Here is a 23,441-nt window from a genome sequence, read left to right on the forward strand (position 1 = left end):
ACACCGCACGCGACGACGACCGCTGCCCACCTCAGGTGCCCGTTGCGGCCGAGCAGGTACTGGGCGCCCACGATGACGAGGAGGAGGGGAAGGTTCACAGCGAGCGCCAGCGGGACGAGGCTGCCGGGCACCAGAAGGGCCAGGAACGCGGCGATGGAGCCCGCGAGCCCGGTCAGCCGCGCACCCTTGCGCAGCAGCCGATCCCGTTCCTTGAAGATGCGTTGCATACCCGTAGCATTACCCCTCGTCGTGCTCCACAGAGCACCATATCCGGATGCGGCGGGTTTCGACGCGCCCGTGGCACTCAGTTTCCCGAATGTGCCTTGTTTACGGGCCACGCCAACGGGGGGTTCGACCGGGTGCGGGCGGGCCGGGGGCGTTTGGGCGCGTGCAGGGGGGACAGTGCGGTGCCTCGAACTCAGTCGGGTCAGCATCCGTGCTTCCTCAGGTTGTTTTCACCCTAGCAGCCCCGTCGATTCCCCCCGCTTCGGTGCCCCCCGTTTCCGGCCCGGTCGGACCCTGGGGAGTGTCTCGCCTGCCGAGTCCCATCGCGCCGAAGATCACCAGGAGCACCCCGGCCACGAGCAGGAGCCCGCCGCCGAGCAACAGGGCGACCGCCGCCGGCACGAAGAGGGCGGACCGGACGCCGGCCCGCACCTGCACGTCGACGCCCTGCGTCGCATCCGCGTTCATCACGACGACGGCCCAGTCGCCGCTCGCCACCGGCCAGACCACGCGCTGCGTTCCCGGGCCGGACGCCGCGACCGTCCACCAGGTCTGACTGCCCGGGCGGGCGGGCCGTCTGCTGCCGGGTGCCTCGCGGTACTCGGTGCGGAACGGCGACGAACTCACCGAGGTGAGCTCGCTGTGCGCGACGGATGCGAGGTAGCGTTCCACGTCCGTTCGCGGTCCGATGCCGATGAAGACGCCGGCGCCCCGGGTGCTCGTCGCCTCGAGCATCACCGTCGCGAGCCCGGAGGGTAGCCCGCCGGAACCGGGCTGGGTGCCGGTCTCTGTGCCGGTCCCTGCGCCGGTTCCGGTCTCGAGGTTGGGAGAGGTGATCGCGTAGGAGGCCACCGAGAGCGTTCCGGATGGCGTGGTCAGGAACCCGTCCCTGCCCTGCCCCGCTGCGACCGTCGCTGCCGCGACCCCGGTGGCGAGCATGCCGATGCTGGAGAGGGCGAGCAGCGTTCCGACGATGACCATGACGACGTAGCCGGCTTTCATCACGGGGCTCCTCTTCGCTGGGCGGAACGGATCGAGCAGGCGGTGTCTGGGTTCCCTGTCAGGGTCGTCCGGAATGCCTGCCCTGTCAATTGCCGGGCAGCGGGGGAGGAGTCAGCGGAAAGTCAGCGGAGCAGGCGGCCGATTTGCTCGCCGACGGCGGCGTTTTCGATCAGGAAGCCGTCGTGGCCATAGCTCGACGAGAGCACGACGGGTTCGGTGCCGTCGAGGCCGTTGCGGAGGTGCGCCGCGATGCGCCGCTGGCCCTCGACGGGGAACAGCCGATCGCTGTCGATTCCCACGACGAGGGTGGTCGCCTCGATGGCGGAGAGCGCCTCCGCGAGGGAACCGCGGCCGCGGGACACATCGTGGGAGTTCATCGCCTCCACGAGGACGATGTAGCTGTTCGCGTCGAATCGGCGGGTGAACTTGTTGCCGTGGAAGTCGAGGTAGGACTCGACGGCGAATCGACCGCCGGAACCGAGCGGGGAGATCCGGCTCTGCCAGCCGCGCTCGAAACGCTCGTTGAGCTCGGACGGGCTGCGGTAGTTGAGGAGGGCCATCCTCCGGGCGAGGGCGAGCCCGCGGGTCGGGCCGTCGCCGTCCGCCGCGTCGTAGTAATCGCCGGACCGGTACAGCGGGTCGCTGCGAATGGCTTCGATCTGCACCGAATTCAGGGCGATCTGGTCTGCCGTCGTCACAGGGGGCGCCGCGAGGATCGCGAGCCTGTGCACCCGGTCCGGTTGGTCGATCGCCCATTCGAGGGCGTGCATCCCGCCCATCGAGCCGCCGACGACGAGAGCCCAGGAGTCGATCCCGATCCGGTCGGCGAAGGCGACTTGCGCGGCGACCTGGTCGCGAATGGTCAGGTAGGGGAAGCGGATGCCCCACTCCGAGCCGTCGGGGGAGAGGGACGCCGGGCCCGTGCTGCCCTGGCAGCCGCCGAGCATGTTCGGTGCGACGACAAAATAGCGGTCCGTGTCGATGGCGAGGCCGGGGCCGACGATGCCGCCCCACCAGCCGGCGGTCGCGTGGCCGGGCCCTGCCGGGCCGAGGAGATGGCTGTCCCCGGTGAGGGCGTGCAGCACGAGGACCGCGTTGTCCCTGGCCGGGGAGAGCTCGCCCCAGGTCTCGTAGGCGATCCGCGCGGAGCCCAGCCGCCCGCCGGCCTCGAGGTCGAGCGCGCCCACATCCTGGAACCGGCGGTCGCCGACGGGGTCGCCGTCGCGCCAGGCTCCCGTCGCCGGGGGTTTGCCGAGCAGCGAGCGCGCCTGAGCCTCGGTGATGAAGCTGGACGGGACCGTGTCCGCCGAGGTCTGCCATTCCATATGCCCTCATTCTGCCCGGTCGGACGCGCCCGCGTCCCTTTGTTACGTGCGCTTGTCATGGACGCCCGCCGCCCGACTGCGGCCACTTCTCGGACAGGTGTCCGAGAAGTGCTAGACTGTCCTGATGACCCGCACCGAGTATGTCCGAGAACCCGCGGTGCGCGGTACAATCAGCGCCGCGCGAGCCTCGGACCCGCGGGCGGAGCGCACCAGGCAGGCCATTTTCGCGGCGGTCCGCACCCTCATGACGCAGCGCGTCGCATCCGTCTCGGTCAGCGACATCGTGCGCACGGCCTCGATCAGCCGGAGTTCGTTCTACGCGCACTTCAGCAGCCTCGACGACCTCGCGACCGGTTTCCTCCGCGAGCAGTTCGCCGAGATCGGCGTGACCGGGTTCGACCTGCGGAGCGACGACCTCACCGCGTCGGAGGCCGCACGCGCCGGCTACCAGCGGCTCATCTCGCACATCGTGGAGCACTACCCGCTCTACTCGAGCGTGCTCGATCTGCCGATCACCCGCACGGCATACGACGATGAGATCGAGGCGTACTCGCGCCGCCTCGTCGAATCTCTCCTCGCGCTCTCCGGCGCCCCGCGGGTCGTGCACCCCGAGTCCTTCGCCACCTACGTGGCCGGGGGAGCGCTTACCCTGATCAGCGCCTGGATGCGCGGCCACCTCGACGTCACGGACGACGAGATCGTCGCCCAGCTGGTCGAATTCTTACCCGATTGGCTGGTCGACGCGGCCTAGCGACGCGTCACCGGCACCCTGCACACCACCACACCACCACACGACCGACCGACGATGGTCGCGAGAACCCCGCATCACCAACGAACAAGAGGCAGCACATGAATTTCACCGTGGGAGAAACCCTGGTCTACCCGCACCACGGCGCGGTCACCATCACCGAAATCACGACCCGCGCCGTGAAGGGGATCGAGAAGAAGTTCATGACCCTCACCGTGCACGCGAACGACCTGACGATCAAGCTTCCGATCGAGAACGCGGAGCTCGTCGGCGTTCGCGACGTCATCGACAATGCCGGAGTCCAGGCCGTCTTCGACGTGCTCCGCGAATCCTTCGTCGAAGAGCCCGGGAACTGGTCGCGCCGGTACAAGGCCAACCAGGAGAAGATGGCGAGCGGCAGCGTCTATCGCGTCGGCGAGGTCGTCCGCGACCTGTGGCGTCGTGACCAGGAGCGCGGCGTGTCGGCCGGCGAGAAGAACATGCTCGTCAAGGCCCGCCAGGTGCTCGTCTCCGAACTCGCGCTCGCCCAGAACTCGACGAGTGAAGAGGCGTCCGCCGTCCTCGACACCGTTCTCGCGAGCTCCATCCCCGCGACGGGCACCACCGCCGCCTAAGGGCGCGGGCCGAGAGTCGCCGTTCCCGCCGAGAGTCGCCCGTTAGCCGGGTCGACTCGGCAGTATGGGCGATTCTCGGCGGCCGGGTGCCGCGCGTGAGGCCGGGAGCGATCGGACCGGCGGGATACACTCGGCCTATGGCTATAGGATCTCCGACCCGACGTGTGGCCTCCCGCCAGGTACTGGCCGACCACGTGTACGACGAACTGATGATCGCATTCGTCGACGGCCGGCTCGAGGCCGACCAGCCCCTCAACATCGACGCCCTCGCGCGGGACCTCGAGGTCTCGCAGACGCCGATCCGGGAGGCACTGGCCCGCCTCGAGTCCACCGGGCTCGTAATCCGGGCCGCTCTCAAGGGGTATCGGGTGGCGCCGTTGTTCTCGAGCGACGAGATCGTCGAGCTGATGGACGCCCGCGACGTGCTTGAACCCGAGAATGCCTTCCGTGCCTGTGCGCGGTCGTCGGAGGACCTCGTGCAGCGCCTCCAGGTCACGATCACCGATCTCGACCGGTCCCTGAGTGAGGACGACGGTACCGGGATCTCGCCATACTGGCAGGCCGACGAACGTTTCCACCGCCTGGTCGCCGAGGCGGCGGGCAATCGCTTCCTGCTCGCCGCGTACAACGCCCTCGGAGGACAGGTCCAGCGCTTCCGGCTGTTCGGCGGCATCGGAGTGAGCGACGCGGGATCGGCGATCGCCGAGCACGGCACGATCCTTGAGGCCTTCCGGGCCGGCGACCCCGACGCCGCCCGTGCCCAGATGCACGCGCACATCGAGGGTGTGCGCACCCGCGCCGTCGCGGACACCCACCGCGCCCGCTGAAGGCCCGCCGCGCTTGACAAGTGCGAACGGATGGACAATCCTATAGGAAACACGATATTTCCTGTCGGTTACGACCGACCTTCACACGACGAGGTGTTCGATGTCCCTGAACCGCGAAACATGGCCGATTGCCGCGGCCCTCCACCAATTCGCCACTCCCGAGGTTCAGTCCGCGGACGCGTCCTCGTGGCTCGCGACTCTCTCCGAAGTGGCCGGGGTTGGCTTCACGAACATCGACCTCACCGACAGCTGGCTCAGGATCGGCGACCTGTCACCCTCCCGCCTCGCCGAATTCGAACTCGCCCTCGTGGCAGCCGGGATGCGGGTGCCGTCGCTCTCGATCACGCGCCGCAGCGTGATCGACCCGCGTGCCGGCGCCGACAACCTCGAGTACACCCACCGCACCCTCGAGGCCGCCGCCTCCGTCGGCGTGAGCGTGCTGTCCCTGGGTCTGCACCGCCCGCTCACCCGTGCACAGCAGGACCAGCTCTGGTTCTGGAACGCGCCGGGGGAGCGGGACCCGGAGAACGACCAGGTGACCTGGGCGCTCGCCGTGTCACGGTTCCAGGAGATCGGCAGGCACGCCGCCGACTACGGAATGATCGTCTCGCTCGAGATGTACGAGGACACCTACCTCGGCACCGCGGATTCCGCGGTCCGGCTCGTCGAAGACATCGGCCTCGACAACGTCGGCCTCGACCCCGACCTCGGTAACCTCGTGCGCCTGCACCGCCCGATCGAGAACTGGCGCGAGATGCTCGACAAGACGCTGCCGTACGCGAACTACTGGCAGGTCAAGAACTACCTCCGCGACGAGGACCCCGGCACCGGCGCGATCTTCACCCATCCGGCCCCGCTCGCCCTCGGCTTCATCAACTACCGCGACGCGATCCGGCAGGCGCTGTCCCTCGGCTTCCAGGGCGTGCTCTGCTGCGAGCACTACGGCGGCGACGGCCTGATGGTGAGCGCGATGAACCAGGCCTACCTGCGCACTCTGCTTCCCGCGGCTCCCGCCGTGCCCGCATGCATTCCCGCCGTCCTCCGCGGGGCGAGCGCATGACGCACCTCGTGACGGATGCCGCCACCTTCGCCGCCGACGCCATCTCCGGCTTCGTCGCGGCGAACCCCCGCTATGTGCGCCCTGTCGACGGCGGCGTCGTGCGTTCGACGGTCATGCCTGCCGGCCGTGTCGCCGTCGTCGTCGGTGGCGGCTCCGGCCACTACCCCTCCTTCGCCGGGCTCGTCGGCGCCGGGCTCGCGTCGGGGGCCGTGTGCGGCAACATTTTCGCTTCCCCCTCATCCGGGCAGGTCTACCGCGTCGCGGCGGCCGTTGACCGCGGAGCCGGGGTGCTGCTCAGCTACGGGAACTATGCGGGAGACGTGCTGCAGTTCGGGCTGGCCGCCGAGCGTCTCCGCGGCGAAGGCTTCGACGTGCGCGCCGTCGCCGTGACTGACGACGTCGCGAGCGCCTCACTCGCGGAGATCGAGAAGCGCCGCGGCATCGCAGGTGACCTCGTCGTCTTCAAGGTCGCCGGGGCCGCGGCAGAGGCCGGACTCGGCCTCGACGCTGTCGAGGCCCTCGCGCTCCGGGCCAACGCCCGCACCCGCACCCTCGGGGTCGCATTCAGCGGCTGCACACTGCCGGGAGCCCGCGAACCGCTCTTCACCGTTCGCAGCGGCAGCATGGCCATCGGACTCGGCATCCACGGCGAACCCGGCCTCAGCGAGAGCCCGGTCACGACAGCGGGGGAGCTCGCAGAGCTCCTCGTCTCCCGCTTGCTCTCCGAGCGTCCCTCCGGGTCCGCTGACCGCGCGATCGTCATCCTCAACGGTCTCGGCACCTTCAAGTACGAGGAACTCTTCGTGCTCTTCGGTGCCGTGGCCACCCGGCTCGCCGCCGCCGGGATCGCCATCGCCGCCTCCGAATGCGGTGAGCTCGTGACGAGCCTCGACATGGCCGGCGTCTCGCTCACGCTGTTCTGGGCCGACACTGAACTCGAAGCGCTCTGGACCGCCCCGTGCGACACCCCCGCGTTCCGCACCGGAGCGATCACTGCCGAGCCAGACCTCGCCGTGCACGGAGCGGATGCCCGGGTTTCCGTGGCCCGCCCCCAAGCGAGCGAGGAACACCGGGAGGCCGCAGCGGCTTCCCTCGCGGTCTTCCGTGACGTGTGCGCGATGATCGCAGACTCCGAAGAGGAGTTCGGCCGGATCGACGCCGTGGCCGGCGACGGTGACCACGGCATCGGGATGAGCCGCGGATCCCAGGGCGCCCTCGCCGCCGCCGAGCGGGTGGTCGCCGAACACGGCGGCATCCTGGAGCTCCTCGCCGAGGCGGGCGAGGCATGGTCCGAATGCGGTGGAGGTACCTCCGGCGCACTCTGGGGCATCGCCCTGACCGCGGCGGGCACGAGTCTCGCCGGCGCCGCCGGGCTCGACGCCCTCGCCGTGAGCCATGCCGTCGACGCCGCTCTCTTCGCGGTGCAGCGCCTCGGCAAGGCCAGGGTCGGCGACAAGACCATGATCGATGCCTTCGTGCCCTTCGCCGAACGCCTGCGCGGGGTAGGAACCGGTGAGGCGCTCCCCGTCGCCTGGGTCGCCGCATCCGTGGCGGCCGAAGACGCGGCGAACGCCACCTCGGCGCTCCGCCCGGTTCTCGGCCGCGCCCGCCCCCACGTGGAGGCGAGTCTCGGCCACCCGGACGCAGGCGCCGTGTCGCTCGCCCGGATCGCGACGACGGCGGGCGCGAGCCTCTCCGCCCTCCTGACACTCTCCCCAACGGAATAGGAACTGAACCCATGACTACAGAACAGCCCAGCACCACGCCCGTCTCAACGCTCGCGCCGCTTCGGATCGTGATCGGCAGCGACGACGCCGGCTACGCATACAAGGAGGCGCTCAGGGCCGACCTCGAGGCCGACCCGCGCGTCGAACTCGTCGAGGACGTCGGCGTCAACGCGGACGGGCACACCGCATACCCGCACGTCGCCGTCGCCGCGGCGAGGAAGGTCGCGGCGGGGGACTTCGACCGTGCCCTGCTCTTCTGCGGCACCGGCCTCGGCGTCGCGATCTCGGCCAACAAAGTGCCGGGAATCCGCGCCGTGACGGCCCACGACAGCTACTCGGTCGAACGTTCCGTCCTCAGCAACAACGCACAGGTGCTTACCATGGGACAGCGCGTCATCGGCCTCGAACTGGCAAGAAGGCTCGTGAGCGAATGGCTCGACTACCGATTCGACGAGTCGTCGGCCTCCGCGGAAAAGGTCGCCGTCATCTCCGATTACGAGTCCGTCGTGCACGCGGCGTGACCCCGCAGGCCGCGACACCGAACCCCATGACAGTTCGCAGACCCCCGACCCAGTACATCGGCGTCAGTACCAAGGCGTACTTCGGCTACGAGCGCACGCTCGGCTGGCTGAACGACGTGCGCGACATCGTGCTCGCCCGGCCCGGCCTGGCCGGGGCCGGAGTGATCCCGTTCGTGATCCCCTCCGATCCGACCCTCCCGGAGGCGATCCGGATCCTGGCCGGGACCGGGGTCGTGGTCGGCGCACAGGACGTCGCCTGGGGAGACGGCGCCCTCACCGGTGAGGTCCCCGCGACCATGCTCGCGGAGCTCGGCCTCGGCCTGGTCGAGCTCGGCCACGCCGAGCGGCGCGCCCTGTTCGGAGAGGACGACGCGGCCATCGCCCGGAAGCATCTGGCCGCCGCCGCCGCAGGACTCACTTCCCTGCTCTGCGTCGGTGAGCGGGACCGGGTCGATCCGGAGACCGCGGCAGGGCTGTGCTTCGCGCAGGTGGCCGCTGTGCTCCCGCCGGACCAGTCCGCCCGGGTGCTGCTCGCCTACGAACCGGTCTGGGCGATCGGCGCGCCGCAGCCAGCCGACCCCGGCCATGTCAACGCCACCGTCGACGCCTTGCGCCGCAGGGTGGATTCCGCCTGGCCGGGTATCGAGCTCGGCATCGTCTACGGCGGCAGCGCCGGGCCTGGCCTGCTCGCCGATCTCGACGCGGTCGACGGGCTCTTCCTCGGCCGGTTCGCGCACGACGCCCGCAGCCTGGGGACCGTGCTCGACGAGGCATCCGCCCGCTCGCAGCGTTCTCAGCAGTTTTCTCACAGAATGTGCGCCCCACAATGATGCGGCGTGTCATATATCCGATAGGATATGTGATTAGGCGCGAGTCAGCACCGACGTGGAATGAATCAAAGGAGATCAGCACATGGTCAACATCGCAGCAAACCTGACAATGCTTTACACCGAACACCCGTTCCTCGAGCGCTTCGACCGGGCAGCTGATGACGGCTTCACCGCCGTCGAGTTCTTCTTCCCCTACGGGCTGCCCGCCGACGACATCCAGGCGGCACTGACCCGTAACGGCCAGGAGCTGGTGCTGTTCAACCTGCCGCTCGGCGACTGGGACGCCGGCGAGCGCGGCTTCGTCGGCCGGCCGGAGCGCTCGGCCGATTTCGCAGCGGGGCTCGCCGAGGCGGTCTCCTACGCTCGCGTGCTGCACCCGACCAGGATCAACACCCCTTCTGGCCCGGCGCCGGACACCGCGGAATCGTTCGAGACGCTCGTCACGAACTTCTCCCTCGCCGCGAGCACCCTCGCCGCGGAGGGTGTCGGCCTCGTGATCGAACCCATCAACCGCTTCGACGTTCCCGGCGCGCTGGTCTCGACGGTTCCCCGTGCCGTGGAACTGCTCGACCGCGTCGGAAACGACAACTTCGGCGTCCAGTACGACCTCTACCACTCCGTCCGCGCCGGCGAGGATCCGTTCGAGGTCATCGCGGAGTACCTGCCGCGCATCCGCCACATCCAGATCGCGGATGTTCCCGGCCGGCACCAGCCCGGAACCGGCGCCCTCGACTTCGAGCGTTTTTTCGCCGCCCTCGACGACGGCGGCTACGAGGGCTGGGTGAGCCTCGAATACCACCCGGAGGGCCTCACCGGGGAGAGCTTCGGCTTCTTCCGCTCCGCGGGCCTCCTGGCCTAGGCGCCGAACGGAAACAGCTCAACCGGAAGCAGCACAGCACAGCATCACGAGCACGGCCCCACACACATACAAAGGAGTAGTGACATGGCAACAAACACCCAGAGTACGACACCGGACACCGGTAAGGACTCGGTCAGGGACCCGCGGGAGGCCCGCAAGGTCGCCCGCGCGTCCATGATCGGATCCGCGATCGAGAACTACGACTTCCTGTCATACGGCACCGCAGCCGCCCTTTACCTCGGCCCGGCCTTCTTCCCCGGCGACGACCCCGCGACCGCAACGCTCGCCTCCTTCGCCGTCTTCGGCGTCGGCTTCGCAAGCCGCCCCATCGGCGCGGCGATCGGCGGCCAGCTCGGCGACCGGATCGGCCGCAGATTCATCCTGATCGCGTCGCTCCTGATCGTGGGCCTCGCGACCTTCGGCATCGGGCTCCTGCCCACCTACGCCCAGGTCGGCGTCCTCGCCCCGATCCTCCTCGTCACGCTCCGCCTGATCCAGGGCATCGGCCACGGCTTCGAGTGGGGCGGCGCCGTCCTGATGACGACGGAGCACGCCCCGGCGGCCAAGCGCGGTCTGTTCGCGAGCATCCCGCAGATCGGCGTTCCGGTGGGGATGATCCTCGCCAACGTCGCGTTCATTGTGAGCAGGGACCTCACCGGAGACTGGGCCTGGCGGATGCCGTTCCTGCTGAGCGCGATCCTCGTCGCCTACGGCCTCGTGCTGCGGATCCAGATCTCCGAGTCGCCCGTGTTCGCGGCGATCAAGCAGCAGAAGAAGGTCCTCCGCAACCCGATCGGCCAGGTGTTGCGCCGCGACTGGCGGATGATCCTGCGCCTCTTCGGACTGCGGATGGCCGAGACCGGCGGCTTCTACCTCACGACGACCTTCGCCATCAGCTACGTCAAGAGCAACGACCTCGCCTCGAGCGCAACGACCCTGACCGCGATCGTGATCGCCTCCTCGATCGGACTCGTGCTCTACCCGGTCTACGGGCACCTCGCTGACCTCTACGGGCGTCGCCCGGTCTTCGCCGCCGGCGCGATCGTCGCGATCCTGTTCGCGTTCCCGATGTTCCTGCTGCTCAACACCGGGCAGGCCTCCCTCGTGATCCTCGCGATGGCCACCTCACTGCTGCTCAGCCACGACCCGATCTTCGTGGTCGAGGCATCCTGGTTCTCCGAGCTCTTCGACTCCCGCGTCCGCTCCTCGGGCATCTCGCTCGGCTACCAGGGCGCATCCGTGATCGGCGGCTTCATCCCCTTCATCGCGACGGCCCTCATTGCCGCGTTCGGCTGGGTCGGCCCCGCCGCGCTCTTCATGCTGCTCGGCATCATCTCGCTGCTCGCCGTCTTCGCCACCCCGGAGACCCACGTCGGCAGCCGTCGCCGCCCGCGGATCCTGCCGCCGGCGTTCGCGACAGAGGACTAGGCCAGCTGCTCCGGTCAGACCCCTCCCGACCCGGCTCGATTCCCGCCCCGGGGAGCGTCAGCCTGCGCTCCCGCTCCCCGGCCACCCCCGGCACCCCCACTTCGTCAACAGAAGCCAAGAGAAAAGGACACCGCACCGTGTCAGACACCCCCGCACAACCGCTGGTTTGGACCGACCTGGATCGGCGTGCCGTCGACACCATCCGGGTCCTCGCCGCAGACGCGGTGGAGAAGGTCGGGCACGGACACCCCGGCACGGCCATGAGTCTCGCACCCGTCGCCTACCTGCTCTACCAGAAGCTGATGCGCCACGACCCGGCAGACCCGGACTGGCTCGGCCGAGACCGGTTCATCCTCTCGCCCGGCCACACCTCGCTGACCCTCTACCTGCAGTTGTTCCTGTCCGGATACGGACTCGAGATCGAGGACATCGAGGCCCTGCGCACCTGGGGGTCCCTGACGCCGGGGCACCCGGAATACGGGCACACCCCCGGCGTCGAGATCACGACGGGACCGCTCGGCCAGGGCCTCGCCTCCTCCGTCGGATTCGCATACTCCCAGCGCCGCCTGCGGGGCCTCCTCGACCCGGACGCCGCAGCGGGAACCAGCCCCTTCGACCACACCGTCTGGGTGATCGCCTCCGACGGCGACATGCAGGAGGGCGTGACGAGCGAGGCATCCTCCCTCGCCGGGCACCAAGAACTCGGCAGCCTCGTCGTGGTCTACGACGAGAACCACATCTCGATCGAGGACGACACCGACATCGCCTTCACCGAGGATGTCGCGGCCCGCTACGAGGCATACGGCTGGCACGTGCAGCGCGTCGACTGGACGAAGACCGGCGAATACGTCGAAGACGTGCAGGAACTCTACGACGCCCTGTGCGCCGCCCAGGCCGAAACCGGCAGGCCCTCGCTCGTGTCGCTGCGCACGATCATCGGCTACCCGGCGCCGAGCAAGCAGAACACCGGGAAGATCCACGGCTCCGCGCTCGGCGCCGAGGAGGTCGCCGGCCTCAAGCGGGTGCTCGGCTTCGACCCGGAACAGCACTTCGTCATCGAACCCGCCGTGCTCGACCACGCCCGCCTCGTGGCGCAGCGGGGGAGTACCGCACGGTCGCTCTGGGACACCGGATTCGGCGCCTGGCAGGCCGCGAACCCCGAGCGGGCAGCCCTGCTCGAACGCATCGGGGCCCGCCGGCTGCCGGACGCCTGGACCGACGCGCTGCCGCAGTTTCCCGCCGGAACCGCCGTCTCCACCCGGGCAGCCTCCGGCCGGGTGCTGAACGCGCTCGGGCCCGTGCTCCCCGAGCTGTGGGGCGGCTCCGCCGACCTCGCCGAGTCGAACAACACCACGATCGCCGGCTCCACGTCCTTCATCCCCGCCTCCCGGCAGACGGGGGCGTGGGCGGGCGACCCCTACGGCCGCGTGCTGCACTTCGGCATCCGTGAGCACGCCGCCGCCGCGATCGTCAACGGCATCACCCTCGCGGGTGGCACCCGGGCGTTCTCGGGCACCTTCCTGATCTTCAGCGACTACCAGCGCCCAGCCATCCGGCTCAGCGCACTGATGGGAGTGCCGTCGATCTACGTCTGGACCCACGACTCGATCGGACTCGGCGAGGACGGCCCGACCCACCAGCCCGTCGAACAACTCGCGACCCTGCGCGCCATTCCCGGCCTCGACGTCGTCCGCCCCGCCGACGCCAACGAGGTGTCGATCGCCTGGCAGACCATCCTCGAGAACACTCGGAACCCCGCCGGAATCGTGCTGTCCCGGCAGAGCCTGCCCACCTACGCCCGCGGGGACGGCGAGGCGTCCGGAGATGTGTTCGGCGCGGCATCCGGTGCGGCCCGCGGCGCCTACGTGCTCGCCGAGGCCTCGATCGACGGCGCGAGCGTCACGCCGCACGTCATCCTGATGGCCACCGGGTCGGAGGTCCAGCTCGCCGTCGCGGCCCGCGACGCGCTTCAGTCCGAGGGCGTGCCGACCCGCGTGCTCTCCGTCCCGTGCCTCGAATGGTTCGAGCGGCAGGGCCCCTCCTATCGCGAACAGATGCTCCCGGCCGCGGTGACCGCGCGGGTGTCGATCGAGGCCGGAATCGCCCAGGGCTGGCGCGACCTCGTCGGCGACGCCGGGCGGTCCATCTCCCTCGAGCACTACGGCGCCTCCGGGGCGGCCGAGCGGCTGTTCGACGAATTCGGCATCACCACGGCGGCCGCCGTCGAAGCCGCGCAGGCATCCCTCGCCCACCACGACCACCTCGACCACCCGGCCCAGCCCGCAGTATCCACCCACCAAGGAGACCCCAGATCATGACCGCACCCACCCCGCTCGCCGAGCTCTCCGACGCCGGCGTCAGCATTTGGCTCGACGACTTGTCCAGGGAACGGATCGGCTCCGGCGGGCTCGCGCGCCTCATCGACGGCAGCAACGTCGTCGGCGTCACCACCAACCCGACGATCTTCGCCGGCGCACTCGGCAACGGGAAAGCGTACGCTCCGCAGGTGGCGGCGCTCGCCGCCGACGGAACAGACGTGCACGATGCCGTCTTCCGGATCACGACCGACGACGTCGCAGCGGCGTGCGACATCTTCCGCCCGGTCTACGACCGCACCCGCGGCGTCGACGGCCGGGTGTCGATCGAGGTCGAGCCGGGCCTCGCCCACGACGCGGCGGGCACGATCGCCCAGGCGAGCGCGCTCTGGGCCACGGTGAACCGACCGAACGCGATGATCAAGATCCCCGCCACGGTCGAGGGCCTCGACGCCATCACGGCGAGCATCGCCGCCGGGATCAGCGTCAACGTCACGCTCATCTTCAGCCTCGAACGCCACCGCCAGGTGATCGACGCGTACCTCGCCGGGCTCGAGCTCGCCCATGCCGCCGGCCTCGACCTCACGACCATCCACTCGGTCGCCTCGTTCTTCGTGTCGCGGGTCGACACCGAGATCGACCGGCGCCTTGTCGCCCTCGGCACGCCGGAGGCCCTCGCCCTGAAGAGCCGGGCCGGCGTCGCGAACGCCCAGCTGGCCTGGGAACTGTTCCGGACCGCATTCGACGGCGAGCGGGCGCAGGCCCTCCTCGCCCTCGGCGCGCACGCCCAGCGCCCGCTCTGGGCCTCGACGGGCGTCAAGGACCCGACGGTGCCCGACACCCTCTACGTCACCGAACTCGTAGCGCGCGACGTCGTGAACACCATGCCCGAGAAGACGCTCCGCGCGACGGGCGACCACGGTGTGATCGTGGCCGACCGCGTTCCCGCTGGCCTCGACGACGCCCGCGCCGTGCTCGCGGCGCTTGCCGGACTCGGGATCTCCTACGACGAGGTGACCGCGCTGCTCGAGGCGGAGGGCGTGTCGAAGTTCATCGTCTCCTGGAACGAGCTGCTCGACACCGTGCAAGCGGCGCTCGACGCGGCGGTAGCCGCACAGACCGCCGCCTAGGAGCTACTCCGGGTCGCCCGTCCAGCCGAGGTTGCGGGCGACCTGCTCGAGGGTGGCGAGGGTCGTGGCGTAGTCGGCAGGGCTGACGTCCTGGGTCGCGGCGTCCCGGTTCACCGAGACGACCTCGGCGAGGCGCTGGTAGGCGGTCCGGCCGCGGTCGGTGATCGCGTACCCGGACTCCGATACCGTGACCCAGCCGCTCTCGACGAGTTCGGCGAGGTGCTCGACGACGGTCTCGCCCTCGGTATCGAGGAACGGAGCGACCTCGCGGGTGAGTTCGTCGACGGAGGCGGGGCCGCGGGACAGCATCCCGAGCAGCTGCCACTGCCGCCGCGTCACCCCGTGTTCCTCGAGGGTCGTCGCGAATTGCTCGTTGATCAGTTGGTCGACGAGCTTGAGCCAGTATCCGATCGGTCGCAGGTCAGTCATACCGACAGGATATTCACGGACCCGCCATCCGGATCGTTCTGTGAACCAATTCGACGGAGATTTCGCCTCGCGCGGCCCGAAAACGGCCTGCAACGTACAATCTCGGCAAAATCTCCGTCGAATCAGTTCGGGGTGCTGGTGACTCAGGCGTTCGCGCGGGAGGCCAGGGTGACAGCGCGGGCAGCGGCGAGTCCCTGCTCGAGGTCGGCCTTGAGGTCGACCACGTTCTCGATGCCGACGGACAGGCGCACGAGGCCGGGGGTGACGCCGCTCGTGAGCTGCTGCTCCGGGGTGAGCTGCGCGTGCGTGGTCGAGGCCGGGTGGATGACGAGCGAACGGACGTCACCGATGTTGGCCAGGTGGCTGAAGAGCTCGAGGTTGTCGACCAGCGCGCGGCCGGCATCCACCCCGCCCTTGAGCTCGAAGGAGACGACCGCGCCGACGCCCTTGGGCGCGTACTTGTTGGCCGTGGCGTACCAGGGGCTCGACGGCAGGCCGGCGTAGTTGACCGAGGCGATGTCGGGGTGGTTCTCGAGCCACTCGGCGATGTCCTGGGCGTTCTGCACGTGGCGCTCGATGCGCAGGCTCAGGGTTTCGATGCCCTGGATCAGCTGCCAGGCGCTCGCGGGGGCGATCGCGCTGCCGAGGTCGCGGAGCAGCTGCACGCGCGCCTTGATGATGTACGCGATGCCGTCGCCGACCGCGCCGGTGTAGCTGACGCCGTGGTACGACGGGTCGGGCTCGGTGAGGCCGGGGAACTTCTCGACGTTTTTCGACCATTCGAAGGTGCCGCCGTCGACGATGACGCCGCCGATGATCGTGCCGTGGCCGCCGAGGAACTTGGTGGCGGAGTGCACGATGATGTCGGCGCCGTGCTCGAAGGGGCGGATCAGGTACGGGGTCGCGATCGTGCTGTCGACGATGAGCGGCACGCCGTTCTCGTGCGCGACGTCGGCGACGAGCGAGATGTCGAGCACGTTGATCTTGGGGTTGCCGATCGTCTCGGCGAAGAACAGCTTGGTGTTCGGGCGCACGGCGCGGGCCCACTCCGCCGCGTCGTCCTGGTCCTCGACGAAGGTCGTCTCGATGCCGAGCTTGGCGAGGGTGTACTTGAAGAGGTTGTAGGTGCCGCCGTAGATCGAGCTCGAGGAGACGATGTGGTCGCCGGCCTGGGCGATGTTGAGCACGGCGAAGGTCGACGCGGCCTGGCCGGAGGCGAGGAGAAGCGCCGCGGTGCCGCCTTCGAGCGCGGCGATGCGCTCTTCGACGACGGCCTGGGTCGGGTTCATGATGCGGGTGTAGATGTTGCCGAACTCGGCGAGGGCGAAGAGGTTCTGGGCGTGCTGCGCGTTGTTGAACACGTAGGACGTGGTCTGGTAGATCGGGGTGGCGCGCGCGTTGGTGACCGGGTCGGGGTGCGCGCCCGAGTGCACCTGCTTGGTTTCGAACTGCCAGGCGGCCGCGTTGTCGCTCATGAAGAACTCCCTGTAATCCGTGACGAGCGTGGACCGTCCAACGCTCTTGGGTGCGAGTTTAGGCACGCGTTCGCGGGGGCGGCAATGCGGGCGAAACACGGCGTCATCTGGCGGGTGTGACCCGGGTGCGCCGGCGGCGGAGCGTGCGCAACGTGCGGCGAGCAGAATGGGTGGATGCAGCAGGAGATTGCGCGCGCGGAAACGACCGACGGCACCGGCGTGGCATACGCCTCGGCCGGCTCCGGTCGGCCGCTCGTGTACGTCGCCGGGTGGCTCAGCCACCTCGAGCTCAGCTGGCAGCTGCCCGAGGAACGGGCATTCTACGAGAGCCTGGCGGCGGACCATCGACTCATCCGGTACGACCGCGCCGGATGCGGCCTGTCGGCTCCGACGAGCCGGCCGCCGTCGATGGACTTCGAGCTGGAGCAACTCGCCGCGGTCGTCGCGACGCTCGGCCCCGAGCCGTTCGACCTCATCGGCACGTCGATGGGCGCGCTGGTCGCCGTGGCGTGGGCGGCGGCGCATCCGGACACCGTGCGGCGGCTCGTGCTGTACGGCGGCTGGGCATCCGGCGCGGCGGTCGCCCCGCTCGGCGTGCGCGAGCACGTCCTCGGGCTGATCGAGACGCACTGGGGACTCGGGTCCGACGTGCTCACCGACATCTTCGCGCCCGACGCCGCTGCCACGATGCGCGCCCGATTCGGCCGCTACCAACGAGCCTGCTCGACGGCCGTGACCGCGCGGGCGATGCTGGCGCTGTGCTACGACCTCGAGGTCACGGGCCTTCTCGGCCAGGTGCGCACCCCGACGCTCGTGGTGCACCGCGCCGACGACCGCGCCGCCCCCGTCGCGCAGGCCACGGCGCTCGCGGAGGGCATCGCCGGGGCGCGGCTCGTCGTGCTTCCCGGTCGCTCACACCTGCCGTACGCCGGGGACGCCCATGAGCTCGTCGTGACCGTGCGTCGCTTCCTCGGCGCGCGTGCCCCGCAGCGCGGGCCCCGGACCCTGACGCCTCGCCAGAGCGAGGTTGCGGCGTTGATCAGTGAGGGCTGCACGAACCGCGAGATTGCCGTGCGGCTGGGAATCGACGAACGGTCGGCAGAGGGCCACGTCGAACGGATTCGGCTGCGCTTCGGCTTTCGATCGCGGGCACAGGTCGCCGCGTGGTACGCCACCCACCGGGACCGGACGGAACCGCCCAAGTGAGGTAGTTTCCCGCCTGACCGTGCGCGCCGGATCCCGCACGCTGGTGGGATGAATCACGACACAGACACAGACACAGACACAGACACTGACACGGGTACGGCTGCCTCGGCCTCCGCCCCATCGATCTGGCACGGTGACGTCTCGTTGCGCGTCCTCGAGGACATGGGCAGGGACTGTCTCATCGAGACGCTCGGCATCGAACTCACCGACGTCGCGCCCGACGCCCTGCGGGGGCGGATGCCCGTGGACGCCCGTACGACACAGCCGGCGGGGGTGCTGCACGGCGGCGCGTCCGTCGCCTTTGCGGAGACGCTCACGTCGATCGCGGGATACCTCGCGATCGATCGACACCGTTTCCACGTGGTGGGGATTGAGATCAACGCCAACCACCTCCGGCCCGTCGCGAGCGGATGGGTGACGGGAGTCGCCCGCCCGATCCATCTCGGTGCGCGAGTCCAGGTCTGGGAGGTGAGGATCAGCGATGGCCGCGAGCGTCTCGTCTGCGTTTCGCGGTGCACGCTCGCGGTGATCGACAGGCCGAGCGATTACGTCTCACCGGAATTGCGCCGCCCGAGGAGCTGATCGCCGAACCGGGCGCCCAGGCGAGCGAGGGTGGCGCGCACGACCCGAAAACACGGCGTCACGTACCGGGTGCGCACCGGGTGCCGTTCGTGCCGTCAGAATGGGACCATGGCAAATAAGCGAGTTGTGGTGACCGGTGCGAGTTCGGGAATCGGGGCGGCAACGGTACGACTGTTCCGGGCGCACGGCTGGGACGTCGTCGGCGTCGCCCGGCGCGCCGACCGGCTCGCGGCGCTCGCCGAGGAAACCGGCGCGGACGTCTTCACCGCAGACCTGACGGTGCAGGCCGATGTCGACGCCCTCCGCGACTATCTCGCGGCATCCGGCCCCGTGCACGCCCTCGTGAACAACGCCGGCGGCGCCCGCGGCCTCGACAGTGTCGAGACGGCCCCGGTCGAGGACTGGGCCTGGATGTTCGAGATCAACGTGCTCGCGGTCAAGCGGGTTACGAGCGCCGTGCTTCCGCTGCTGCGGGCGACCCTGCGAGAAGAGGCCGCAGGCAACCCAGCGGATGCCGCGGGCAGCGCAGACATCGTCACGGTCACCTCGATCGCCGGTCACGTCGCGTACCTCGGCGGTGGCGGCTACAACGCAGCGAAGTTCGCGGCCCACGCCCTCGTTGAGGTGCTGCGGCTCGAACTCAACGGCGAGCCGATCCGGGTGATCGAGATCGCGCCCGGAATGGTCAAGACCGAGGAATTCGGTCTGGTCCGCTTCGGCGGCGACCCGGAGAAGGCCGCTGCCGCATACGTCGGCGTGGAGAACCCGCTCACCGCGGAGGACATCGCCGAGACGATCGTGCTGAGCGTCGAGCTGCCCGCCCACGTCAACCTCGACCTGATCACGGTCAAGCCGGTCGCACAGGCGGCCCCCACGCGCGTCGCGCGAGGGCCCCTCGTCCCGAAGGACTGACCCGCGGCATCCGCTGCCCGCACTCACGCAGCGCCCGCCGGTTTGTCCGCCGGTTTGTGTTCCGAATTCAGGAGTTGAGGCTGATCTGGGCCGGTCTGGCCCCGTTTCGGGCCGGAAAAGCCCTCAACTCCTGAATTCGGAACAGCGGATGCCTAGTGCTCGACGGCCTTCTCGGCGCCGTGGCCGGTGAGGGAGCGGACCGACATCTCGGCGGCGAGCAGGGGGTCTTCCTTGCGGGTGCTCGTGACCGAGCCGAGCCAGCCGAGGAAGAACCCGATCGGGATCGAGACGATGCCGGGGTTGCTGAGCGGGAACCACGCGAAGTTGACCCCCGCGCCGAACATCGAGGTGGGCGTGCCGGAGAACACCGGCGAGAAGACGATCAGGATCATCGCCGCTGCGAGGCCGCCGTACATGCTCCAGACCGCACCGCGCGTGGTGAAACCGCGCCAGAACAGCGAGTAGAGGATCGTCGGGAGGTTCGCGCTCGCCGCGACGGCGAAGGCGAGCGCCACGAGGAACGCGATGTTCTGGCCCTGCACGCCGATGCCGCCCGCGATCGCGAGGATGCCGATCACGATGACGGTGCGGCGTGCGACCTTGACCTCGCTGTCCGGGTCGCCCTTGCCCTTCTTGATCACGCTCATGTAGATGTCGTGCGCGAAGGACGTCGCCGCGGTGATCGTGATGCCGGCGACGACCGCGAGGATCGTCGCGAAGGCGATCGCCGAGATGAAGCCGAGCAGGAGCGGCCCGCCGAGCGCGAGCGACAGGAGCGGCGCCGCCGAGTTGACCCCGCCCGGTGCCGCCGCGATCACGTCGGCGCCGACGAGGGCCGCAGCGCCGAAGCCGAGCACGAGGGTGAACAGGTAGAACGCGCCGATCAGCCAGATCGCCCAGACCACGGAGCGACGGGCCTCCTTGGCACTCGGGACGGTGTAGAAGCGCATCAGGACGTGCGGCAGGCCCGCGGTGCCGAGCACGAGCGCGATCGCGAGCGAGATGAAGTCGAGCGGGTTGTGACCGTACTTGAGGCCCGGCACGAGGATGGCCTCCGCCGGCTTGCTGATCGAGGCCGCCACGGCGCTGTCGAGCAGCGCCGAGAAGTTGAACCCGTTGATCGCGAGCACCCAGATCGTCATGGCGAAGGCGCCGATGATGAGAAGGAACGCCTTGATGATCTGCACCCAGGTGGTGCCCTTCATCCCGCCGATCAGCACGTAGAGGATCATCAGACCGCCGACGACGACCACGACGACCGACTGGCCGAGCTTGTCGTTGATGCCGAGCAGAAGGGACACGAGTCCGCCGGCGCCGGCCATCTGCGCGAGGAGGTAGAAGAAGCACACGGCGAGGGTCGTCGTGGCCGCCGCGACCCGGACCGGGCCCTGCTTGAGCCGGAAGGAGAGCACATCGGCCATCGTGTACTTGCCCGTGTTGCGCATCAGCTCAGCGACGAGCAGGAGCGCGACGAGCCAGGCGACGAGGAACCCGATCGAGTACAGGAAGCCGTCGTAGCCGCTGATCGCGATCGCGCCGACGATGCCGAGGAAGGACGCCGCCGAGAGGTAGTCTCCCGCGATCGCGAAGCCGTTCTGCGGCCCGGTGAACGACCGTCCGCCGGTGTAGTAGTCCGCGGCGGAGCGGTTGTTGCGGCCGGCCCGGATCACGACGATCAGGGTGACGGCCACGAAGGCGAGGAAAATCGAGATGTTCAGGACGGGGTTGGTCTCCGTGGCCTTCGCGGCGGCCTGGACGATCATGGTGTCGGCGCTCATTTCTGCTCCATCTTTTCGAGCTCGGCGCGGAGCGCGGCGCCCATCGGGTCGAGGGTCTTGTTCGAGAAGGACACGTACCACATGGTGATCGCGAAGGTCGTGACGAACTGGCCGAGGCCGAGCACGACGCCGAGGTTGACGCTTCCGACGACCTGGATGGCCATGAAGGCCGGCGCGTATGCGGCGACGAGCACGAACCCGAAGTACCAGACCAGGAAGAACACGGCGAGCGGGATCACGAACCGGTTCCTCCTTCGCTTCAGTTCGAGGAAGCGCGGCGATTGGGCGAAAGCGACGTAGTCGATCGACGACGGCGTCGCTCCCGGTCGTGCATCTCTCAGTGATTCCGTCATGGGGGCTCCTTTGCTCCGGTGAGGATGAGGCTGGATGGTGCAGGGGTGGTGCGGTCTGGGGGTCAGTGCGTGTGGGCGGTGCCGTGCACGGCGAGCTTCAGCGCGTCGAGCACGGTCGGGTCCTCGATGGTCGGTGGCACCGTGTACGGCTCGCCGTCGACGATCTGGCGGATCGTCTTGCGCAGGATCTTGCCCGAGCGGGTCTTCGGCAGCCGATCGAGGATCGTCACGTCCCGGAAGGCGGCGACCGGGCCGACGTGCTCCCGCACGAGACCGACGAGTTCCTTGGCGAGGGTGTCGTGGTCGATCCTCGCCCCCGCCTTGAGTGTCACGAAGCCCGCGGCGCGCTGGCCCTTGAGCGGGTCGTGCACGCCGAGCACGGCGCACTCCGCGACCGCAGGATGCAGGGTGAGCACCTCCTCGAGGGATCCGGTCGACAGCCGGTGACCGGCCACGTTGATCACGTCGTCGGTGCGGCCCATCACGTAGAGGTAGCCGTCCGTGTCGACGTGGCCCGAGTCGCCCGTCGCGTAATAGCCGGGGAATGCGGAGAGGTAGGCGTTCCGGTACCGGTCCGTGCTTCCCCAGATTCCGAGCAGGGTGCCGGGCGGGAGCGGCAGGCGGATGGCGATGTTGCCCTCCTTGCCCGCCTTCGTCACGGGCCGGCCCTTCGAGTCGAGGATCTCGACGGCATAGCCCGCGACCGGGAACGTCGCAGATCCCGGCTTCGTCGGGATCTCCTCGATGCCGCGCGGGTTCGCGCAGATCGCCCAGCCGGTCTCGGTCTGCCACCAGTGGTCGATCACCGGGCAGTGCAGCCCGTCGTTCGCCCAGTGGTACGTCTCAGGGTCGAGTCGCTCCCCGGCGAGGAAGAGGCCGGTCAGGCTCGACACGTCGTACTTCTTCAGCTCGGCGAGCTCGGGGTCGACCCGGCGGATGGCCCGGATCGCGGTCGGCGCGGTGAAGAGCACGGTGACCCGGTAGTCCTCCACGACCCGCCAGAAGGCGCCGGCGTCGGGGGTGCCGATCGGTTTGCCCTCGTAGATCACGGTCGTCGCCCCGACGAGGAGCGGCGCGTAGACGATGTAGGAGTGCCCGACGACCCAGCCGACGTCGGAGGCGGCCCAGAAGACGTCGCCGGGGCCCGCGGCGTAGATGTTGCGCATCGACCAGGCGAGCGCGACGGCATGGCCGCCGTTGTCGCGGACGATGCCCTTCGGGTTCCCCGTCGTTCCCGAGGTGTAGAGGATGTAGAGCGGGTCCTCGGAGCGGAGGCTCACGGGTTCGGCCGGGGTCGCGGCATCCTCTTCGGTCGCCCAGTCGAGCCACGTGACCGGTCCCTCGCCGGCGTAGTCGGCCGCACTCCCGGGGATCGACTCGCGGTCCCGCACGATCACGGTGCGCACCGATCCGGTCGACCGGTCGAGCGCCTTCTTGACGAGCGGCAGGTACTCGACGACGCGGCCGGGCTCGAGCCCGCCCGACGCGGTCACGATCACGGTGGGACGGGCGTCGTCGATCCGCACGGCGAGTTCGCTCGCCGCGAAACCGCCGAAGACCACGGAGTGCACGGCGCCGATCCTGGCGCACGCGAGCATCGCGACGATCGCCTCCGGGATCATCGGCAGGTAGACGATCACCCGGTCGCCGACGCCGACACCCTGGGCGCGCAGTACCCCGGCGAACCGGGAGACGCGTTCGAGCAGCCGGCTGTAGCTGATGCTGACCCGGGTGCCGCTCATCGCGGAGTCGTAGATGACCGCGGCCCGGTCGCCGTGGCCGGCGAGCACGTGCCGGTCGAGGGCGTTGTAGCTCGTGTTGAGCTCGCCGTCCGGGAACCAGCGCCAGAGCCCGGGCTCGCGTTCCTCCAGCGCGGTGCGCGGCGGCACGGTCCAGTCGATGAAAGCTGATGCCTCGAGCCAGAAGTCGGCGCGGGTCGCGGCATCCGTCGAGCGCAGCCAGGAGTCGCGGTAGCTCCCCGCCGTGCCTGTCGCTGTGTATGTCACTGTGAACCTCCCCATTGAAGCTCCTATGTATACATAGAATTCAGGAAGTCTTGCACACGCCGGGTAAAAAGGGAATAGCATGGCGTCTG

General features: G+C 69.4%; 21 protein-coding genes. 14 read left to right on the forward strand and 7 right to left on the reverse strand.

The annotated features are described in order from the left end of the window. Positions 1 to 444: 444 nt before the first annotated feature. Together MQH31_RS19325 and metX are read right to left on the reverse strand one after the other, a co-directional pair. Positions 445 to 1,230: a hypothetical protein gene (locus tag MQH31_RS19325; protein ID WP_243013407.1), complete on the reverse strand. Its 786-nt coding sequence runs from the start codon at positions 1,228 to 1,230 to the stop codon at positions 445 to 447. 119 nt (positions 1,231 to 1,349) lie between these two features. Then, on the reverse strand, positions 1,350 to 2,552 hold the full coding sequence (metX, locus tag MQH31_RS19330) for a homoserine O-acetyltransferase MetX (RefSeq protein WP_243013408.1): 1,203 nt from the start codon (positions 2,550 to 2,552) through the stop codon (positions 1,350 to 1,352). A 124-nt stretch (positions 2,553 to 2,676) separates the two neighbouring features. Between metX and MQH31_RS19335 the strand changes: the two genes are divergently transcribed. The 11 genes from MQH31_RS19335 to tal all read left to right on the forward strand — a co-directional run bounded on the left by MQH31_RS19335 (position 2,677) and on the right by tal (position 14,611). Continuing rightward, positions 2,677 to 3,303: a TetR/AcrR family transcriptional regulator gene (locus tag MQH31_RS19335; protein WP_243013409.1), complete on the forward strand. Its 627-nt coding sequence runs from the start codon at positions 2,677 to 2,679 to the stop codon at positions 3,301 to 3,303. 98 nt (positions 3,304 to 3,401) lie between these two features. Then, positions 3,402 to 3,914: a CarD family transcriptional regulator gene (locus MQH31_RS19340; RefSeq protein ID WP_134535187.1), complete on the forward strand. Its 513-nt coding sequence runs from the start codon at positions 3,402 to 3,404 to the stop codon at positions 3,912 to 3,914. 137 nt (positions 3,915 to 4,051) lie between these two features. Continuing rightward, positions 4,052 to 4,741, forward strand: a complete 690-nt coding sequence (locus tag MQH31_RS19345) for a GntR family transcriptional regulator (protein ID WP_243013410.1) — start codon at positions 4,052 to 4,054, stop codon at positions 4,739 to 4,741. A 100-nt stretch (positions 4,742 to 4,841) separates the two neighbouring features. Then, positions 4,842 to 5,801: a sugar phosphate isomerase/epimerase family protein gene (locus MQH31_RS19350; protein WP_243013411.1), complete on the forward strand. Its 960-nt coding sequence runs from the start codon at positions 4,842 to 4,844 to the stop codon at positions 5,799 to 5,801. Beyond that, positions 5,798 to 7,528: a dihydroxyacetone kinase family protein gene (locus MQH31_RS19355; protein WP_243013412.1), complete on the forward strand. Its 1,731-nt coding sequence runs from the start codon at positions 5,798 to 5,800 to the stop codon at positions 7,526 to 7,528. The genes MQH31_RS19350 and MQH31_RS19355 overlap by 4 nt, the downstream gene beginning before the upstream one ends. Before the next feature lie 11 nt (positions 7,529 to 7,539). Further along, positions 7,540 to 8,049, forward strand: coding sequence for a ribose-5-phosphate isomerase (locus MQH31_RS19360; protein WP_243013413.1), 510 nt, complete (start codon positions 7,540 to 7,542; stop codon positions 8,047 to 8,049). 26 nt (positions 8,050 to 8,075) lie between these two features. Then, a complete protein-coding gene (locus MQH31_RS19365) occupies positions 8,076 to 8,879 on the forward strand; it encodes a triose-phosphate isomerase family protein (protein ID WP_243013414.1) in 804 nt (267 codons plus the stop codon). Positions 8,880 to 8,961: 82 nt separating this feature from the next. After that, a complete protein-coding gene (locus MQH31_RS19370; RefSeq protein ID WP_243013415.1) occupies positions 8,962 to 9,738 on the forward strand; it encodes a hydroxypyruvate isomerase family protein in 777 nt (258 codons plus the stop codon). A gap of 84 nt (positions 9,739 to 9,822) precedes the next feature. After that, positions 9,823 to 11,166 (forward strand): MFS transporter, encoded by a 1,344-nt coding sequence (locus MQH31_RS19375; RefSeq protein ID WP_243013416.1) that lies wholly within the window; start codon positions 9,823 to 9,825, stop codon positions 11,164 to 11,166. A 137-nt stretch (positions 11,167 to 11,303) separates the two neighbouring features. Beyond that, entirely contained in the window at positions 11,304 to 13,484 is a 2,181-nt protein-coding gene (gene tkt, locus MQH31_RS19380; protein ID WP_243013417.1) for a transketolase, read from the forward strand. Continuing rightward, positions 13,481 to 14,611 (forward strand): transaldolase, encoded by a 1,131-nt coding sequence (gene tal, locus MQH31_RS19385; protein ID WP_243013418.1) that lies wholly within the window; start codon positions 13,481 to 13,483, stop codon positions 14,609 to 14,611. Before tkt ends, tal begins: the two co-directional genes overlap by 4 nt. Positions 14,612 to 14,614: 3 nt before the next feature. Here tal and MQH31_RS19390 read toward each other — a convergent pair whose 3' ends face one another. Next, entirely contained in the window at positions 14,615 to 15,040 is a 426-nt protein-coding gene (locus tag MQH31_RS19390; RefSeq protein WP_243013419.1) for a MarR family winged helix-turn-helix transcriptional regulator, read from the reverse strand. A gap of 143 nt (positions 15,041 to 15,183) precedes the next feature. Then, positions 15,184 to 16,515 (reverse strand): bifunctional o-acetylhomoserine/o-acetylserine sulfhydrylase, encoded by a 1,332-nt coding sequence (locus MQH31_RS19395; RefSeq protein ID WP_243013420.1) that lies wholly within the window; start codon positions 16,513 to 16,515, stop codon positions 15,184 to 15,186. A 174-nt stretch (positions 16,516 to 16,689) separates the two neighbouring features. On the opposite strand from MQH31_RS19395, the gene MQH31_RS19400 reads away from it, so the two are divergent. The 3 genes from MQH31_RS19400 to MQH31_RS19410 all read left to right on the forward strand — a co-directional run bounded on the left by MQH31_RS19400 (position 16,690) and on the right by MQH31_RS19410 (position 19,215). Beyond that, positions 16,690 to 17,721: an alpha/beta fold hydrolase gene (locus MQH31_RS19400; protein WP_243013421.1), complete on the forward strand. Its 1,032-nt coding sequence runs from the start codon at positions 16,690 to 16,692 to the stop codon at positions 17,719 to 17,721. Between the two features lie 48 nt (positions 17,722 to 17,769). Further along, the gene (locus tag MQH31_RS19405; protein ID WP_198415913.1) at positions 17,770 to 18,303 is read left to right on the forward strand and encodes a hotdog fold thioesterase; all 534 of its coding nucleotides are present in this window, start codon (positions 17,770 to 17,772) and stop codon (positions 18,301 to 18,303) included. 108 nt (positions 18,304 to 18,411) lie between these two features. Further along, complete coding sequence (locus MQH31_RS19410) at positions 18,412 to 19,215, forward strand: SDR family NAD(P)-dependent oxidoreductase (protein ID WP_243013422.1); 804 nt, start codon at positions 18,412 to 18,414, stop codon at positions 19,213 to 19,215. A gap of 152 nt (positions 19,216 to 19,367) precedes the next feature. Here the strand turns inward: MQH31_RS19410 and MQH31_RS19415 are convergent, their stop codons facing one another. The 3 genes from MQH31_RS19415 to MQH31_RS19425 all read right to left on the reverse strand — a co-directional run bounded on the left by MQH31_RS19415 (position 19,368) and on the right by MQH31_RS19425 (position 23,352). After that, positions 19,368 to 20,993, reverse strand: coding sequence for a monocarboxylic acid transporter (locus MQH31_RS19415; protein ID WP_243013423.1), 1,626 nt, complete (start codon positions 20,991 to 20,993; stop codon positions 19,368 to 19,370). Then, positions 20,990 to 21,346: a DUF485 domain-containing protein gene (locus tag MQH31_RS19420; RefSeq protein ID WP_134535192.1), complete on the reverse strand. Its 357-nt coding sequence runs from the start codon at positions 21,344 to 21,346 to the stop codon at positions 20,990 to 20,992. The genes MQH31_RS19415 and MQH31_RS19420 overlap by 4 nt, the downstream gene beginning before the upstream one ends. A 62-nt stretch (positions 21,347 to 21,408) precedes the next feature. Continuing rightward, positions 21,409 to 23,352 (reverse strand): AMP-binding protein, encoded by a 1,944-nt coding sequence (locus tag MQH31_RS19425; protein WP_308196489.1) that lies wholly within the window; start codon positions 23,350 to 23,352, stop codon positions 21,409 to 21,411. Between the last annotated feature and the right edge of the window lie 89 nt (positions 23,353 to 23,441).

Origin of the sequence: Cryobacterium zhongshanensis (genome assembly GCF_022760445.1) — a bacterium.
Taxonomy (GTDB): domain Bacteria; phylum Actinomycetota; class Actinomycetes; order Actinomycetales; family Microbacteriaceae; genus Cryobacterium; species Cryobacterium algoricola.